The organism is Bdellovibrio bacteriovorus, assembly GCF_001592755.1.
GTDB classification, from domain to species: Bacteria; Bdellovibrionota; Bdellovibrionia; order Bdellovibrionales; family Bdellovibrionaceae; genus Bdellovibrio; species Bdellovibrio bacteriovorus_E.
This window is the reverse complement of record NZ_LUKF01000012.1, coordinates 121867-138818: the sequence shown is the minus strand read 5'-3', so window position 1 is coordinate 138818 and position 16952 is coordinate 121867. Positions and strand designations below refer to the sequence as shown.

16 protein-coding genes are annotated in these 16952 nt (G+C 47.1%); 4 read left to right on the top strand and 12 right to left on the bottom strand.

Annotated elements, in window-relative coordinates:
* The first annotated feature begins 443 nt into the window (after positions 1 to 443).
* From asnS to AZI85_RS07390, 3 genes are all read left to right on the top strand, one after another.
* The gene (gene asnS, locus AZI85_RS07400) at positions 444 to 1835 is read left to right on the top strand and encodes an asparagine--tRNA ligase (protein ID WP_063243483.1); all 1392 of its coding nucleotides are present in this window, start codon (positions 444 to 446) and stop codon (positions 1833 to 1835) included.
* A 129-nt stretch (positions 1836 to 1964) separates the two neighbouring features.
* Positions 1965 to 3071 (top strand): hypothetical protein, encoded by a 1107-nt coding sequence (locus AZI85_RS07395; protein ID WP_063243482.1) that lies wholly within the window; start codon positions 1965 to 1967, stop codon positions 3069 to 3071.
* The gene (locus AZI85_RS07390) at positions 3068 to 3493 is read left to right on the top strand and encodes a hypothetical protein (protein ID WP_063243481.1); all 426 of its coding nucleotides are present in this window, start codon (positions 3068 to 3070) and stop codon (positions 3491 to 3493) included. Before AZI85_RS07395 ends, AZI85_RS07390 begins: the two co-directional genes overlap by 4 nt.
* Positions 3494 to 3495: 2 nt before the next feature.
* Here the strand turns inward: AZI85_RS07390 and tpiA are convergent, their stop codons facing one another.
* The 8 genes from tpiA to tpx form a co-directional block, all read right to left on the bottom strand.
* Positions 3496 to 4221, bottom strand: coding sequence for a triose-phosphate isomerase (gene tpiA / locus AZI85_RS07385; protein ID WP_063243480.1), 726 nt, complete (start codon positions 4219 to 4221; stop codon positions 3496 to 3498).
* 9 nt (positions 4222 to 4230) lie between these two features.
* Entirely contained in the window at positions 4231 to 4635 is a 405-nt protein-coding gene (locus AZI85_RS07380) for an MAPEG family protein (RefSeq protein ID WP_063243479.1), read from the bottom strand.
* 2 nt (positions 4636 to 4637) lie between these two features.
* Positions 4638 to 5840 (bottom strand): phosphoglycerate kinase, encoded by a 1203-nt coding sequence (locus tag AZI85_RS07375; protein WP_063243478.1) that lies wholly within the window; start codon positions 5838 to 5840, stop codon positions 4638 to 4640.
* Positions 5841 to 5905: 65 nt separating this feature from the next.
* Positions 5906 to 6913: a type I glyceraldehyde-3-phosphate dehydrogenase gene (gene gap, locus AZI85_RS07370; protein WP_063243477.1), complete on the bottom strand. Its 1008-nt coding sequence runs from the start codon at positions 6911 to 6913 to the stop codon at positions 5906 to 5908.
* A gap of 116 nt (positions 6914 to 7029) precedes the next feature.
* Positions 7030 to 8013, bottom strand: coding sequence for a beta-sandwich domain-containing protein (locus tag AZI85_RS07365; protein ID WP_063243476.1), 984 nt, complete (start codon positions 8011 to 8013; stop codon positions 7030 to 7032).
* A gap of 48 nt (positions 8014 to 8061) precedes the next feature.
* Positions 8062 to 9486, bottom strand: coding sequence for a beta-sandwich domain-containing protein (locus AZI85_RS07360; protein WP_063243475.1), 1425 nt, complete (start codon positions 9484 to 9486; stop codon positions 8062 to 8064).
* Positions 9487 to 9705: 219 nt separating this feature from the next.
* On the bottom strand, positions 9706 to 11202 hold the full coding sequence (locus AZI85_RS07355) for a beta-sandwich domain-containing protein (RefSeq protein ID WP_063243474.1): 1497 nt from the start codon (positions 11200 to 11202) through the stop codon (positions 9706 to 9708).
* A gap of 378 nt (positions 11203 to 11580) precedes the next feature.
* Positions 11581 to 12081: a thiol peroxidase gene (tpx, locus tag AZI85_RS07350; RefSeq protein WP_063208860.1), complete on the bottom strand. Its 501-nt coding sequence runs from the start codon at positions 12079 to 12081 to the stop codon at positions 11581 to 11583.
* A gap of 345 nt (positions 12082 to 12426) precedes the next feature.
* On the opposite strand from tpx, the gene AZI85_RS07345 reads away from it, so the two are divergent.
* A complete protein-coding gene (locus AZI85_RS07345; RefSeq protein ID WP_172795316.1) occupies positions 12427 to 13281 on the top strand; it encodes a S1 family peptidase in 855 nt (284 codons plus the stop codon).
* On the opposite strand, the gene AZI85_RS07340 is transcribed toward AZI85_RS07345, so the two are convergent.
* The 4 genes from AZI85_RS07340 to AZI85_RS07325 are packed head-to-tail and all read right to left on the bottom strand — an operon-like array spanning position 13282 to position 16830.
* Positions 13282 to 14052, bottom strand: a complete 771-nt coding sequence (locus AZI85_RS07340) for a TatD family hydrolase (RefSeq protein ID WP_063208856.1) — start codon at positions 14050 to 14052, stop codon at positions 13282 to 13284.
* 14 nt (positions 14053 to 14066) lie between these two features.
* The gene (locus tag AZI85_RS07335) at positions 14067 to 15011 is read right to left on the bottom strand and encodes an ATP-binding protein (protein ID WP_063243594.1); all 945 of its coding nucleotides are present in this window, start codon (positions 15009 to 15011) and stop codon (positions 14067 to 14069) included.
* Positions 15012 to 15018: 7 nt separating this feature from the next.
* Positions 15019 to 15654 (bottom strand): dTMP kinase, encoded by a 636-nt coding sequence (gene tmk / locus AZI85_RS07330; RefSeq protein WP_063243472.1) that lies wholly within the window; start codon positions 15652 to 15654, stop codon positions 15019 to 15021.
* Between the two features lie 12 nt (positions 15655 to 15666).
* Positions 15667 to 16830, bottom strand: coding sequence for a hypothetical protein (locus tag AZI85_RS07325; RefSeq protein ID WP_063243471.1), 1164 nt, complete (start codon positions 16828 to 16830; stop codon positions 15667 to 15669).
* Positions 16831 to 16952: the final 122 nt, after the last annotated feature.

The following is a 16952-nucleotide window of genomic DNA, read 5'->3' as shown; positions in this document are numbered from 1 at the left end:
ACTCTTTGTGTGGCAGAATGGATTCAGCATCCCCTCGCACACTGGAGTAAAAATTCGACTGGTCAAGGCCCATGGCCCTACTCTCGTCGAAAAAGTAAAACGGTGCAAGATGCTTTCCGCAAGACTCACAGGTGGTCACAAGTTCGTTTTCGGCGGAGTTCAAACCGCCACAACACTGACAAAGTCGATAATGGATTCTCTGCGCCAACGTACAACTCCTTTGTAGGTCCTCATCTAGGATACGTTTGCCTTAAAGCCCTAGCAAGATCAGGTCTCAATTTAAGCTATTGAAATTACGTCACATTTCTGTATATTGACTTTTCGCGTTACGACAATAAGAGCCCTCGTCACAGAAACCCGAAGAAGACCTCGGGATGTATGAAGAGGCGTTAGACAAGGCCCCGAAAGAACGGTATTTTATGAAACACTGTGAAAGGGCATCCATGGAAACGACTCTCGTAAAATCGCTATTTAGAGACACTGAAAAATACATCGATAAAGAAGTCCATCTGACAGGATGGGTTCGCAAAATTCGCGACCAGAAAAATTTTGGGTTTATCGAATTGAATGATGGCACCTTCTTTAAAGGTGTTCAGGTCGTTTTTGATACAAATCTGTCTAACTTTGAAGACGTCGCTAAGCTTTCAATTTCTTCGTCTATTTTAGTTACCGGCAAAGTAGTTAAATCTCAAGGTGCCGGACAGACGTTCGAAGTGATGGCGAGCAAAGTGGAAGTCATTCAAAAAGCCGACCTCGATTATCCTTTGCAAAACAAGCGTCATAGCTTTGAATTCTTGCGCGAGATCGCGCATCTTCGTGCGCGCACAAATACCTTCTCTGCGGTGTTCCGTGTTCGCTCTGTTTTGGCTTATGCGATTCACAAATTCTTCAATGAACAAGGTTTCGTCTATGTTCACACACCTATCATCACAGGTTCTGACGCTGAAGGTGCGGGTGAAATGTTCCGAGTGACGACGCTGAAATTGGATAAGCCACCAAGAAAAGAAGATGGCACCATTGACGCCAGCCAAGACTTCTTCGGTAAAGAGACAAACCTCACAGTGAGCGGTCAGTTGAACGGAGAAACTTTCTGCGCGGCTTTCCGTAACATCTACACTTTCGGTCCAACGTTCCGTGCGGAAAATTCAAACACCTCACGACATGCTGCTGAGTTTTGGATGATCGAGCCTGAAATCGCGTTTGCCGATCTCAGCGCCGACATGGAGCTGGGTGAAGCGATGATCAAATACATTATCCGCTACGTGATGGAACAATGTCCGGAAGAAATGGAATTCTTCAACCAGTTCGTGGAAAAAGGTTTGTTCGATAAATTGAATAACGTTCTGAACAACGATTTTGGTCGCGTGACTTACACCGAAGCGATTGAAATCTTGCAAAAATCCGGCAAAAAATTCGAGTACCCAGTTCAATGGGGCATCGACATGCAGTCGGAACACGAAAGATATTTGGCTGAAGAGCATTTCAAAAAACCTGTCTTCGTGACGGATTATCCAAAAGACATCAAAGCTTTCTATATGAAATTGAATGACGACGGTAAGACCGTGCGTGCAATGGATCTATTGGCTCCAGGCATTGGTGAAATCATTGGTGGATCTCAACGTGAAGACAACCTAGAGCTTCTTGAGCAACGCATGAAACAAGTAGGCTTGCATCCAGAGGAATATTCTTTCTATACGGATCTACGCCGTTACGGCAGCTTCCCGCATGCGGGTTTCGGCTTGGGCTTTGAACGTATGATGATGTACCTGACTGGCATGGGGAACATCCGTGATGTGATCCCATTCCCTCGTACTCCGAAAAATGCTCTGTTCTAATCTGTGATCTTCGATTTCTTATTCGCAAAGGCCTCGTAAGAGGCCTTTTTTATTTCCCTTAAGTCCAGTTTACCGCCTCCTAGCCTTTCGTTGATCGTGTGATCACCGAAAAGAGTTTCAGGAGTCAATTTGAGATTATCTAAACGATTGCTGCACATTCTATTGTCGTTCACGCTTTTCGCGTCGTCATCGTTCGCGTTTAGACCTGAAGAGCTGCAAGAGCTTGTCCTAACAGGTGATCTTTATGGTCGCTCCTCTGTAGATTTCAGAAAAAAAGCCCGCAACGTTCAATTCTTAGTTCCAGAGGGAACCGAAGGAACTGTTGTTGAAACTCGCAAACTCAGTCGCACCGGTTCTTATGGTATCAAAGTCAAAGTGACTAAGGTTGGCGGTAAGGGCGGTAAAAACGTTCCTAAAGTCGGCGATGAGACTTGGGTTTATTTCTCGCAAAAAGACCCTTGGTTGACGTTCAAGGACCGCCAAGGTTCAGAAGTGCAAGACCCTGAGTTGGCGTTAACTTCACGTGCGATCCAAGATGGAGCAGGTCTTCCTATTGAAGGAACGCAAGCCCTTCCACATCTTCCGACAAAAGAAGAAGTCTTGCGCGAACAAAAGCCTGAAAAACCTGAAGATCCTAATCTTGCAAAAAACACGGATCCTAAAAAAACCGAAGGTGATTTCTGTGCGACTTGTTCTTCGCAACAAAAGACACCGGCTGAAAAAAATCGCGAAGATTTAAACAAAGTCGGAAAAGCGAAAGTCACGACGAAACCCGAAGTGCCTGATCCCAAGTGGAGCAACTATCCGACGGTGTCTAAATACTCTACAAGCAAAGAAGTGGAAGCTTCTATTAAGTACGGTATGCGCAATAAAGAACGTCGCTCGAAAAAACTTTGTTATCGCTATGTGAAGCGCGCCCTTTTGGGTGGCGACTTGGTGGGCGACTATCTGCCAGGATCCAAGGCTCGTTATGCTGTCGGCGACTTAAAACGCCGGGGCTTCACAAACATGCTGGAAGATTCTCGCTTTAAAAATCTTATTAAGAGTCCGGCAGATGCTCCGAAGGGCGCAATCCTAGTCTACCGCAATACTCGTGATCGCAATCACGCAGGACACGCGGAGATTAAAACGGACTGGGGTAAAAATGGCGGTTACGTCAGCGATTTCTACCGCTCGACAAAACAACCGCTTTATAACCGCGAATTAATTGGTGTGATGATTAAGGAGAGCAAATGAGAACTCTAGTAGCGATTCTTTTCTCTTCTCTGCTCTGCTTTAACGCCTCTGCATCCACGCTTCAAGATTCTTTAAAGAAGCTTCAAGCCTATTCGGCGAAAGACTTTGAAGCCGCCAAAGATGAAGCTGCGGTGGGTGAAAAAACTCAAGAGATGTTAAAAACCGTTGAGCAAACTGTGGATACCGCAGTGGCGGCGAAAGAAAAAGTTTCTGAAGATGTTCTTAAAGAACTGGTTCGCGTGTCTGTTCTGACTTTTGAACACGATCCCTCTGAAGCGGCTTCAGAGATTTTACTGCCTTTGTATAAGAAAGAAAAAAAGGCTTTCGAAAAAGCCCTTAAGTCGTTACCTAAAAAAGAGGCCAAGGAATTGGAAGAATCCTTGATGAATGCGTCTCGTGAAGACGACGAAGGCAACGGTTGATTCTAAACCGTTGCGATATCAATGAAGGACTTCGGTTCTAGCGAAGCTCCACCGACTAAGAATCCATTCACATGAGGTTGCTTAATAAGACCTGCGGCATTGTCCGGCTTCACACTGCCACCGTAAAGAATCGGGCTTTGTTCGAAACCTAGTTTTTGCAAAATGCTGAAAACATCGGTGTGGGTTTCGGCCACTTGTTCCGGTGTCGCCACCTTCCCCGTGCCAATCGCCCAAACGGGTTCGTAAGCAATCACCACCGGTTTTGATTTGTCGGCTTTCGCTAAGCCTTGAAGCAATTGCGTTTCACAGACGCGGAATGTGTGCTTGGCTTCACGCTCTTCTAAAGTTTCACCAATACACAGCATGGGAATCAGACCTAGGCTTTGCGTGAAAGCGACTTTATCAGCAATCAAGGCATCGCTTTCGCCAAAGATCTTGCGACGCTCGCTGTGCCCAATAAGCACATAAGTGCCGCCCAGTTCCTTCACCACTTGTGCCGAGTTTTCACCCGTGAAAGCGCCTTGAGCCTGAAAGTAAGCGTTCTGCACGCCCCACTTGATGTTTGTTCCTTGCAAGCTGGTGCTGGTCGCCTCTAGTGAGATCGCAGAAGGAAAAAACACCACTTCACCTGTGGCTTTGCTGCTCAATTCTTTAAACTGCGTGAAAAATTCACGAGTTTCTTTGGGAGATTTAAAAAGCTTCCAATTGGCAGCAAAGATTTTTTTCATCGCGGACCTCTATTTAAAAAATTGAACGAACAACATCACCGAAGAACCCAGCATCACCACTCCCGTCAGCGTCATCCCTAAAGTGCGACCACGACTGACAGAACGTGAACCCCAAAGTCCCCACGCATGGGCTACCCGTGAAAGGATTAAAAGAATCCAGTAAGTGTGAAGAAAGACTGGTGTTGCTTTGTTGAATTCTAGCACAATCAGAACCAATGACAGAAAGGGCACGTATTCACCGAAATTTCCGTGAATACGTATGACCTGCTCCATAATTGAATTTTGCCCTGATCCCAATCCCACACGGTGTTTCCAGCGATTGCGGATTACGTTCACGGTCAGGGCAAAATACATCAGAACCAAAATGCCCAAATAAGGAAGTGCAAGATGGATCTGGGAAGAAAATAAATTCATAACTATCTTTTCGCTCTTAGGATCTCAAGACCTGGAAGCTTGTCCCCTTGAAGATATTCAAGAGAAGCCCCACCGCCTGTCGAAATATGAGTCATCTTGTCAGCAAAACCTGAAGCTTCCGCTGCCGCTGCAGAGTCACCGCCACCGACGATTTTAATCGCGTTGCTTTCCGCAATAGCTTGAGCCACACCGAATGTCCCTTTGGCAAAAGCCGGAGTTTCAAAAACGCCCATAGGACCGTTCCAGAAAATAGTTCCCGCTTCGCGAAGAGCTGTCGAGTAGTTTTGAATCGTTTTTGGACCGATATCTACGGCCAACTCGTCGTCCGCAATGACAACATCTTTCGTTGTGCGCGCACTCGCCGTGTCGCCAAAAGATTTTGTCGTCACGTGATCAACTGGCAGAAGAATCGTTTTATTACGAGCCTCAATACGCTCAATCATTTCTTTTGCGTATTTCAACTTGTCGTTTTCCACCAAAGATTTACCGACAGAGATGCCTTGAGCTTTTAAGAAAGTATAAGCCATCGCACCACCGATGATGAAGCCGTCAACAACGTCCATCAATCTTTCGATAACCGCGATCTTATCAGAAACTTTAGAACCACCCATCAAAGCCAAGTAAGGGCGTTTCGGATTTTGCAACAATGAATCCAGCATCGTGATTTCTTTTTCGATCAAGAAGCCAATGCCTTTGTCTTTCATCACTGATGGAAGAGCATGGATTGTCGCGTGCGCACGGTGAGAAGCCCCAAACGCATCGTTGATGTAGATATCGCTGTAATTGGCGATCTTTTGGGCGAACTCGATAGAGTCTTTCGTCTCCCCTTCTTCAAAACGCACGTTTTCTAAAAGGATCAACTGGTTCTTTTTCAAAGATTGCAAAAGATGCTTAGGAGCATCTGAATCCGGGTCTTCAACCAAGATAACTTCGGCACTCAAAAGCTCTTGCAGGCGTTTTGCCACAGGCTCTAGAGAAAACTCTTTGTCGTCTTTAGTTTTCGGACGGCCTAAGTGAGAAGCCATAACAAGCTTCGCACCTTTCTCCATGCAATACTTAATCGTCGGCAAAGACGCCGTGATACGATTTTCATCCGTGATTTTGCCGTTCTCCATTGGAACGTTCAAATCCAAACGAAGGAAAACAACTTTTCCTTCAAGTTCAAAGTCACGAACTGTTTTAATACCCTTAAGACCGTTAGCCATTCAAAAAATTCCTTTACTACTTCAGTTACGGCGCCGACAGGCGCCTCCACTCTGTGGGCCCTGCCCTATAGACCCTTCTTAGCCATGTAGTGAGCTACGTCCACCATGCGGTTTGAGAAGCCTGTTTCGTTGTCATACCAAGAAAGAACTTTCACCATACGAGGACCTACAACCATTGTGGAAGCAAGGTCTACGATAGAAGAATGTTTGTTGCCGTTGAAATCAACGCTGACAAGTTCATTGTGCTCTACTGCCAAAACGCCTTTCAAAGCGCCTTGAGAAGCCGCGATCAACGCTTCGTTCACAGATTCTTTTGTGACGTCTTTTTTAGCAGTGAACGTGAAATCCACCAAAGACACGTTCGGAGTTGGAACGCGAATAGAAATACCGTCGATACGACCTTTCAACTCTGGCAATACCAAGCCCACGTTTTTCGCAGCACCTGTTGTTGTCGGAATCATGCTGACAGCTGCGGCACGTGCGCGACGAAGATCTTTGTGAGGAGCATCTAAGATTTTTTGATCGTTCGTGTAAGAGTGAACTGTCATCATTGTGCCGTGCTCGATACCGAAAGATTCATTCAATACTTTTGCCAAAGGAGCCAAGCAGTTTGTCGTGCAAGACGCATTAGAAACTACGTGGTGTTTTGAAGGATCGTAAGATTCGTGGTTGATACCGTAAACCATTGTTAGATCCGCGCCTTTTTCTGCAGGGCCTGAAACCAACACGCGTTTTGCACCCGCCGTGATGTGTTGCATGAACTCTGCCTTATCTTTGAATGCGCCTGTGCACTCAAGAACCAAGTCTACTCCCCAGTCTTTCCAAGGAATTTCTGCGGGGTTGCGAGTTTTAGAAACGTGGATTTTTTTGCCGTTCACCACAAGGTCATGGCCAGAAACAGAGACTTCGCCCGGGAAGATGCCGTGAGCAGAGTCATACTTCAAAAGATGAGCATTACCTTCAATGCTATCTAAAGAGTTAATTCCGACAACTTCAAATTGTTCATAACCTGCACGGAAAAGAACGCGACCGATACGACCAAAACCGTTGATACCAACACGCAATTTAGACATGAGTGAGCTCCTTATTTTTAAACCCACTCACTATCGACTTTTAGAGACAAAAAAGCCAGTCTAGACACTCTTGGTCATAGACTGGCGTCGAGGAAGCTAGCAGCTCCGAAATGGCACTAGTAGCGAGAACCGCTCAGTGACGGATAAGCCTCATTCGAGATAGCTTTCACGATGATATCTGCACTTCCGCCCATAGACTCAGCGCGAAGATCGATCACTTGGACGCGGTCATTTAAGTTCAATCTTTCAGAAATGACAGCTCCACCAGAGTAGATCGTGCCTGTTTGAGTCAACTGACGGATCTGGATACGGTCGTTTCTGTCAGTGTAAAGAACCGCTTCGTGGATTCTTACGCCGGCAGCCAACGCGTGAACTTCGATCTGCTCAAGCGTCAATGGTTGTCTTAAAGTCACACGCACCCATTCGCCACCAGAACGACGAGTTACATTCACGATACGAGCCGAACCTTCATAACGAGCTTGGTATGAAGATGGAGGAGGTGGAGGCATTGGACGTGAAGGAACCTCAGGGTAACGTGGAGGTCTTGAAGGCTCTTGACGACCTGGACCGTAACCACCACCGTTGCCACCGCGACCACCGAAGCGAACTTCAGTTTCACGCACTTCATACCATGAACCATCCGGACGAGAGCACGCGATACCGCGAGTTTCTTCTGAACGGTTGTTCAAGTAAATAACCGAGTTGTATTCACGGCAGTATTCACCCGTGCGGTTGTTATAACCTTCACGAGTTGTTGTCACAGAACCGCGAGCGCCTGAACGACCACCGTGACGGCGACCATCCCAGTCTTCACGCTCACCCAAACGATTGCGAAGAGCACGGCGTTGAGCTTCTTCACAAGCGCGACGATCTGCTTCGTCCATGTCACGACCCAATTTACCACCAATCATTGTACCAGCGATGGCGCCGATGATGATGGCAGCTTTATTTCCATTGCCTTTACCGATTTGTGTACCGATACCACCACCGATCACACCACCGATGATGTTTCCGATGATTTCTTTATTCGCAAACGCCGGGCTAGCGTATTGCACTACGGATACGACTACCAACGAACCAAGAACCAGTTTCTTTTTCATGAAGTCTCCTTCGGGTTATAAATATGCTTTCTTGTTAACTAAAAATTTTTATCTTAAATCACTTGCTCTCACGATGCTGGAACCGGAATAACCGGCCAAAGCCACTCGCGCCATGCCGTTTGAATACACCGCAATCACCGTCGCACGATAATAACCGGAGTACAGGTAAGTTCTGCCGATTCGACTGTCGCGCACAGAGTAAGCAACATCACGCGTGTAACTTGAGCTGGATCCACTGTATCCATCCAGTTGGAAGGACATCATGCCGTTATCATAGAATTCCAAAGCACGGCCCGGGTAGCTGCCGGCATAAAGGATGTCTGCTCCCGCGCACATCGTGCGTTCGCGGTTGCAAGAAGATGACTTCGAAAAATCTCTTGCCATCGCGATGCTCACAGAACCGTTGATTCTTAGTTCAAGCATTCCGTTGTCGAAAGCCCCAAGAACACTGGCGCGATAAGCTCCGGCATACAGACCGGCATCACCCTGACAAATTGTACCTAGGCAGCGTTGCGCTTTTGCGAAATCGCGCATCGCCACAATAGAATTGCCATAAGCTTGCAAACGAACTGTCATAAGTGCATTCGAATACATTTTAACGACGGTGCCTTTGTACGAGCCGCCATACAGTCCTTCATCACCCACACAGATGCCCTTTAAGCAACGCACTGATTTAGCTATATCACTCGTCCCAGCTCGAGTCTCACCGTAACCATTAAGGCGTACACGAACTTCTGTTCCTGAGATATATGTCACCACGCCCGGGTAAGATCGCGCATAAAGAACTTCGTCGCCAACGCGGATGATATTGTCTTCATAAACCGGTGGACGATACGGATCTGGACGAGTCGCTCCTGGAGGTGGCGGAGCTTGTGGCACCGACGGTGTTGACGGACGTGTCGGCTCCACAGGTTGTGCTATCTGCTCTACAGACACCGTCATTTTTGGAACCGCATCACTCGCGATGGCTGTGACCATCACGTCGGCTTCAGCCGAATAAGATTCTGCCAAGATTTCAATGGCGGCGATGCGAGAGTTTGCTGTCAAATTTTCTGAAGAGGATAAAGATCCTGTCGTCAAAACGTCGGTTTGTGAAAGCTGGCGTACGTCAATCTTTTGACCTTGCTCAGTCACCAAAGAAGTTTTATGAACTTTCACCTTGCTGTTCGTGACTCGCAAATCAAGACGAAGCAAAGTCAAAGCTTGAGAAAGTTTTAAAGTGTGAAGGGTGCCGCCTGACTTGCGCGGAATTGAATTTAATGAAGCCGAACCCGCATACTGGGTTTGTACCGGAGCCGTATCAACCGGCTTCTGTTCAACAGGCGTCGTAACGACCGGAGTCTGATCGACAGGGACTGTGGGAGTGATATCCATATCATCAAAGCCCGGAAGATCATCAATAGTTTGAGCATAAGCAGAGTTCTGCACCACACTTAATGCCGCAAGCATTGTTACAATCAGACGACGGTTCATATAACGCTCCTAGTTTTCTAATCCGAACGGATATTTCCAAGGAACGTGCCTGCGGTTGCGTACGTAAGCTGTCATATATTGCATCTAAAGTTTCGACAGCTGTCTCAAATTTAGACAGGGACCGTTTTTGGGCGCCTCTCTGATTTGCAATCTTCGAAAAAGAAAAAGGGCTTCGTTTTGCGAAGCCCTTTTGGTTTTCTAAATATGTTCGGTTCAAATTTAGTTTCTAATGCCAGACAACTCAGAGGCTTTACGGTCGTATATCTTGCCATCGTCATCATCACGCACTTGGATCAGACCGTTAGCGTAAATTCTAACAACTGTTCCGGCATAATAGGTTCCATTGCGATACGGACCCGATACAACGCGGGCGCCCTCGCAAAGACCTTTCTTCTGTTCACAGCGAAGACGCTTAGAAAGATCTGAAGCTTTGCGTGCGTAAACCTTGCCGTCGTCATGGTCACGAACGTAAATGACTCCGTTAGAATAGATTCCAGTGATGACACCCGAATAATATTTGTTATTCGTAAATGGGCCAGAGATGACTTCCGTATTTATGCAAAGACCCGATGCCTGATCGCAGCGTAAAGATTTAAGAACCACTGAGGCATTGCGGTAGTAAACCTTTCCATCGTCAGCATCTCTCACGGCAATCAAGCCATTTGAATAACCACCCTCGACAACACCATTGTAGTACTTTCCGCTGAAAGGACCCGAGATCACGTTGTCACCAGCACAGTGTCCTGAAGCCGCACACTTAGAAGCCAACGCGATGATTTTGGTTTCACGACGATAGACTTTTCCATCATCATCGTCCGTCACAAAAACCAGACCGTTGACATATACTGAGTGAATCACTCCCGTATAAAACTTGTTATCAGTGAAAGGCCCTGACAACACTCTCACGCCCTGACAGTAAACACCAGAAACATCACAGCGAACTCGCTTGCTGACGATATTGGAATTTCGTGTGTACGATTTTCCATCATCGTTATCGCGCACTAGGATTTGGCCGTTATTGAATATCTCGACAACTTTCCCAAAGTAGTATTTTCCATCAGAGAAAGGGCCCGAGATCACATCGTCACCGCGATTCAGGCGCGTGTCCTGATAAACCGGTGGCCGAGTGGAATCCGGTCTTTGCGGCGTCGGTGGCGCTGGTGGCGTGGGACGCGTAGGTTGTACGGGTGCCGTGACAGTGCGAAGTTTCATGACGGGTACTTCCCTATCCGCAATCGCCGTCAAAAGAATATTGGCTTCAGCTCCATAGGATTCAGCCACAACTTCAATTGAAACCACACGGTCACTTTGATTTAAAGTTTCGGAAGAGAGCACATTCCCAGCCTCTAACACATCCGAATTTTCTAACTGTCTTGTATTCACGCGAGCGCCCGTATCAGTAACCAACGTCACTCGGTGCAATTTCAACTTCTGCGCGGTGACTCGTAAGTCGATACGAACTAAAGACAGCGCCTGCTTCAAGTCCACTGTATAAAGAGTTCCGTTTGACTTTCTTGAAATCGAGTTGATCGACACAGAGCCCGCAAGCAGATTCGATGCTTGCGTATTTTGTGTGGGCACCGCCGGGGTTAGCACCGGGGCCGGGGTTTGGGTGGTTTCTTCATCGAAACCGGGAAGATCTTCAATACCTGAGGCTTGCGCTAAGTGGGACGTCAGCAAAGACATCGCCATTAGCGTTTTTGTAAACGCTTTCATAGTGTTCTCCGACTTGTTTTCTTAACGTACAAATTTTTAGAGTCGGACCAGTTGCCCCAAGAAATTACAGCCAGCCCAAATTCCGAAGCCGAATATTCCAAAGATCATGCCGTTACGGGAAGTTCCGAAAGTGATGCAGATTTGTTTAGAAACACCCTGGGTCGTTTAAAACTTCGACAGCAGACAATTCGTGGCGGCGCTGATGCTCCCTAAGAGAGCAGAGGGATAAATGAGAGGCAAAAAGAAAAGGCCGATTTGTCGTCGGCCTGCAAACATGCTTGTAATACAATTTTTATCAGAACCACGAATAACAAGTCCCGTTCGGTTCTTGATGGTTCGTGGCCTTATTTTACGCCAGCGGCTTAAAGGGTGACCGACCTAAGAAACCACTGCTGCCAAAGCCGCTTCGTAGTTCGGTTCATTCACGATTTCAGATACCTGTTCGCAGTGAAGAACTTTGTTGTCCTCGGATAGAACCACGACGGCTCTAGAAAGAAGCCCCGCCAATGGAGAATCTTCGATTTGCAATCCCCACTCTTTACCAAAACCGCTGCGGAATGACGATACGGTTTCACAGTTCTTGATGCCTTCAGCGCCACAGAAACGCGCTTGAGCAAATGGAAGATCGGCAGAGATATTCAAAACAACCGTGTTGTTTAATTTCGCCGCTTCTTGATTGAATTTTCTAACAGACGCCGCACATGTGCCTGTGTCTACGCTTGGAAAAATATTAAGAACTTTCTTTTTGCCTGCGAAATTGGCTAGGGATACTTCTGAAAGATCGTTTTTCACAAGTTTAAAATCTTTTACTGTTGTGCCTTTTGCCGGAAGCTCTCCAGTTGTTTTCACTGGGTTTCCTTTAAGAGTGATACTCGCCATATTAGCTCCTTAAGTTAGATTGAAAAATGACATACTCACGTTAATCCTGCGTCTAATATCGCGCAAGAAGAATGCCTCGCGCTGTCTTACATAGGTACGTTTGACTGGCTGACGCCTTTGTCGATTTTTTCAGGATCGAACAGCAACTATCGAAAACAAGATACGAGGTGGAGACTAAATCTTGACGCATTTGCTTACTGCCACCGCGGCAGTAGATTTGTCCTCTAAAGACGCATCCCAATTCCGCTGAATAGTTTCACTTGTCTTTAAACACCTTACCACTTCGTCACCTGAGTTCATACTCTACCTCAGATATTTCTTGGACCCCCATGCAAGGAGATGATCTTGAAAAAGTCACTGTTTCTATTCACAGCATCCACGATGCTCATCGCCTGCTCGCCTGATATCAGTTCCCACGACGCTCTGACATCAGCGCCAGGCACATCCGTCATTGGCGGTCAGCCCATCACGGAAAGAACAACCGAGGCTTCGCGCAGTGTGATTCTTGTTGAGATGACAAATCGCTTTGGCCAAGGCTTAGGTTTTTGTACGGGCACATTGATCGGGCCCCACACGGTCTTAACGGCAGGGCACTGTTTCGATAAACAGCGCCTGCCGTCCCTTTCCGGAGTGAACATCATCTTCACGACGAAAAAATATTCTATGTATCAGCGCTCCGCGGTCGCTCGCAAAGCCAGCGACTGGGAAATTCATCCCGACTATAACAGCACTAAAAAATTATATGACCATGACATCGCCGTGGTTCGCTTTGAAGTCTCTATACCCGATGGATTTCAGCCGGTGGATTTCGATACTGACAGACGTACCGACTACTCTAATGAAGAAGTCTATGTGTATGGCTATGGACGCTCGAAAGATTATACGGGAAGAAAAAACCAGGACATCTATGCTTATCTTGGTCAGCTTCATCGTGGCATCTTGAAGATTGATTCTTCCTACCATCGCTCCGACGATCGCTATTGGACTGTCAGCGGTGCCGACACCTCTATCTGCCAAGGCGATTCCGGTGGACCGCAGTTTTATCATAAAGAGGGCGTACTAAAAATTATCGGAGTAAATTCGGCCGTGCTTGGGCCTAAACTCGCCAACGGACAGTATAGCTGTATGGGTATAACTCAAGCCACAAAAGTCGGTGCGGCTTCAGATTGGATCATCAAAGCCATCGACAAAATGAACTAACTACCATTTTATTTTGGGGAACATCTTCAGAGCATTGATACGCGTTTGCTCGCAGAGCTGTTCCTCAGAAATGCCTTTGAGTTCAGCCACGAACTTCGCCGTATGAACGACGTAAGCCGGTGTATTCTTTTTTCCGCGCATAGGAATAGGTGCTAAGAAAGGAGCATCGGTTTCAACGTGAATACGATCCAGCGGCAACATCTTCACCGTCGCGCGAAGACTGTCGGCGTTTTTGAAAGTCACAACTCCACTGATGGAAATATTGAGCCCCACATCCAAAGCCTGCTTCGCAAGCCACTCCGTTCCCGTAAAGCAGTGAACAAGACCCGTCACTTCGCCTTTAAATTCTTTCAAGATCTCAATCGTGTCTTCTTCCGCATCACGCGTGTGAATTTCAATTGGAAGTTTCGTGCGTTTCGCGATTTCCAACTGCGCGCGGAAAGCTTCTTTCTGCTGTTCGCGAGGTGATTGGTCATAGTAATAATCTAAACCGATTTCCCCAATCGCAACCACGCAAGGTTCACTGGAATGTTCTTCAATGAAGCGGCCCGCTTCTTCGGTATAAACTTTTCCGTCATGAGGATGAACTCCCAACGTGCAATACACATCGGGATAATACTTACGGGCGATGTCCAAAACGATGGGATGATCACCAGGCTCGGTACCAATAGTGATGATTTTACGAACGCCGGCAGCTTTTGCATTGGCAATCGCAGCTTCGACGCCCTCTTCGAGCATGTTTAAATGAGCGTGAATATCAATCCATTCCATAGGGCTAGTATACCCTAGGGACGATGGGTAATAAAGAACTCTTCCATAACCAATTGAGGATCACGGTTGGCGCCAAAGGACTGCTCTACCTGCAGGGACTTCTGCATTAAAGCCAACAAGAATTCGCGGTTGTATTCGGCCAAGGTCTTAATGATCGGCGCCTGATCCAGATTCGTGATCTGAGTTTTAGCACCTTCTTGAAGATAGATAGCATCCTTCATAAAGCTGACCCAGTAAGAAATCAGACGCTGCCCTTGCGCACGATCTTTGAATTCCGTGCGCCAAGTTTCATTCAAAAGAAAATCCGCGTCCGTCAAAAACAAGTTCAACATCTCGACGGATTTTTGACGAAGCTCTAATTCAGGGCCTTCTTGCAACTGCGCAAGCTTCTCGAAACTTCCACGAGCCGCACGCAAAGCCCAAGCTGGCGCCTTCACTTTTTTCTGAAGATCTTCCGACGTCAAAGGTTTGAACTGTACAATGCGAGAACGCGAGCGAATGGTTTGCATCAAACCTGCAACACTCGGAGCGATCAAAAAGAAGAAGGTTCCTTCAGGTGGTTCTTCCAGAGTTTTTAACAAGGAGTTCGCGGCCTGCGGATTTAAATTCTGCGCTTGATCGATGATGATCACGCGATTTCCGGAAAGACTTTTCAGACTGAGGAACTCAATCACCTCGCGGGCTTGTTCCATCTTGATTTGCGCTCCGGAAGGCTCAATGACTTTTAGACCTTCATGAGTTCCTTGCGCCATTCGAAAACACGATGGACATTTGCCGCAACCACGAGGACTTTGTGGGCATGCCAGTGCTTGCGCCAAGCCTTTGGCGGTGAGCTTTTTTCCAATGCCCGCAGGTCCGACAAAAAGATACGTCTGCCCGGGCTTTCCCTGTTCAAAGGAAGCGACGAGCTTTGCGATAATATCTTGATGTCCTAAGACGAAATCGAGCAGTCGAGCCATCAACAACCTATTTCAAAATATTCTTTTCGGCCAAAGCCTTCAGAAGTTGTTGGAAAAGAACTTCGGGAGTTTCTTGGGCATTGAGCACAAGCCATGAAGACGCTTCAGCGCGAGCTTGCTTTAAAAAAGACTGGCGCACTTTTTCATGAAAGGAATCTGCTTCAGATTCAATGCGGTCTTCACTTTCTCCGTTAGCAGCACCTCGGCCTTGACGGCGCGAACGAGACTCTTCGACAGAAAGATCCAAAAGAATGGTCAGATCGGCTTTAAGCCCGCCCGTAGCGAAGTCATTTAAAGTCATCACGTCTTTTTCGGAAATATCACGACCGCCACCTTGGAAGGCCACAGAGCTTGCGGTGAAGCGATCACAAAGCACCCAAGTTCCTTTGGCCAAAGCTGGACGGATCACTTGTTCGACGTGTTGAGCGCGACTTGCTTCATACAAAAGAAGTTCAGTGCGTGGAAGTGGCGAAGGCCCTTCCGTACGAAGAATCATATTGCGAATTTCATCCCCAAGAGGTGTTCCGCCTGGTTCACGAGTGCGTTGAAAAGCCACTCCACGACGCGCCAACTCCCCTTCAAGGGCCCGCATCAAGGAGCTCTTCCCAGAGCCATCCAATCCTTCAAAAACCAAAAATTTCATTAAGGCCAACTTCTAATTAAAGACTACACTGCAGCTACGGCCACGGCCGTACGAAAGAACTTTGTCAGATATAGCGCGATAGACGTCAACAAAACGCATTCCGACAAGGCGCATTGAACCGCGAACGTCGCCAAATTCGAGTCTGACGTAGCCCTTCACTAATGGGGACACCGTGACACGAATAAGACTGTGGCGTTCAAAACGGTTGGTGAAAGTCAATAAGTCCGCCAAAGGAGGCGGAGGAAGACCTAAACTCGAGCTCAATCCTGCCGAGAAATACTCAGGTGATGACACGCTATAACCAGGCACCGCCGGCGGATAAAACGAGCTGCCTTTTAAAGTGTCCGCGCCACTGCGACGACCTAAAGTAATACCTGCTTTACCCACAAGACCTAAAACCGAAACCGCCGCTTTTGTATTATCGAAGTTTTCAGAGTTGTGGAAAATTTCAAACACGAATGCGCGCTTGGATTTATTAAACGCGAAACTTAAGCCCACTTCTTCAGCACCACCGCCGCCTTTGCGCAATACGCCTGTTTCCGCCAAGGCGCCTACAGAGACGCTTAAACCAAATTCATTTGAATCAATAACCAAAGGAGCCTGCGACCATAATTTATAATCAATTCCTTTTAAAACTGCTTGAACCGCTTGATGACTGCGCACCGAAAAAGTTCTTTTTTCTGAAGGCGTCTGTTCAACCGTTTTACCAAAAGCCTGTTTCGTTTTTACCTTCACGAAACTAAACGCATCACCAACCAGGCTGCCCGCTCCAAATACAAACTTTGTAGAGTTCATAATCCGAGCTGCATTCGCTAAGAACATCAAACGCATTTCTTGGAACTTTTGTTTTCTATCTTCAGGAAGACTTTCATAGGCCAGCATCGGGTCGGCCTCTTCAATAGAACCACCGCGCGCAAGAATCTGCTGCTTTACTTTTTCGGGAAGTTTTAAACCTAAGGCCGCTTTCATTTCTTCGCGGTCAGGATAGCGATCAAATTCATAGATCTTATCTTCGGCTATTTTGATAAGCGTGCGCTCGTGCTCAGCCACCTGAGCCTTATCAAGCACCTTCTCTTCTAACTCAGTCTCAATACGAGACGGGTCTTCAGCCCATGAATAAGCTGAAGGCAAAAGGAAAAGCAAAGCCACCAATAAGAAGCGCCATTGTGTTTTCATACTGGTGGGACTTGGGTGCAAAGCCAAGACCGGGCTATTTTGATTACTAAGTATTTGATTGGACGAGAACTCACATGTCTAAGCCTTCGACATCGAACCAGCCCAGGGCACTAGGAAGCAGC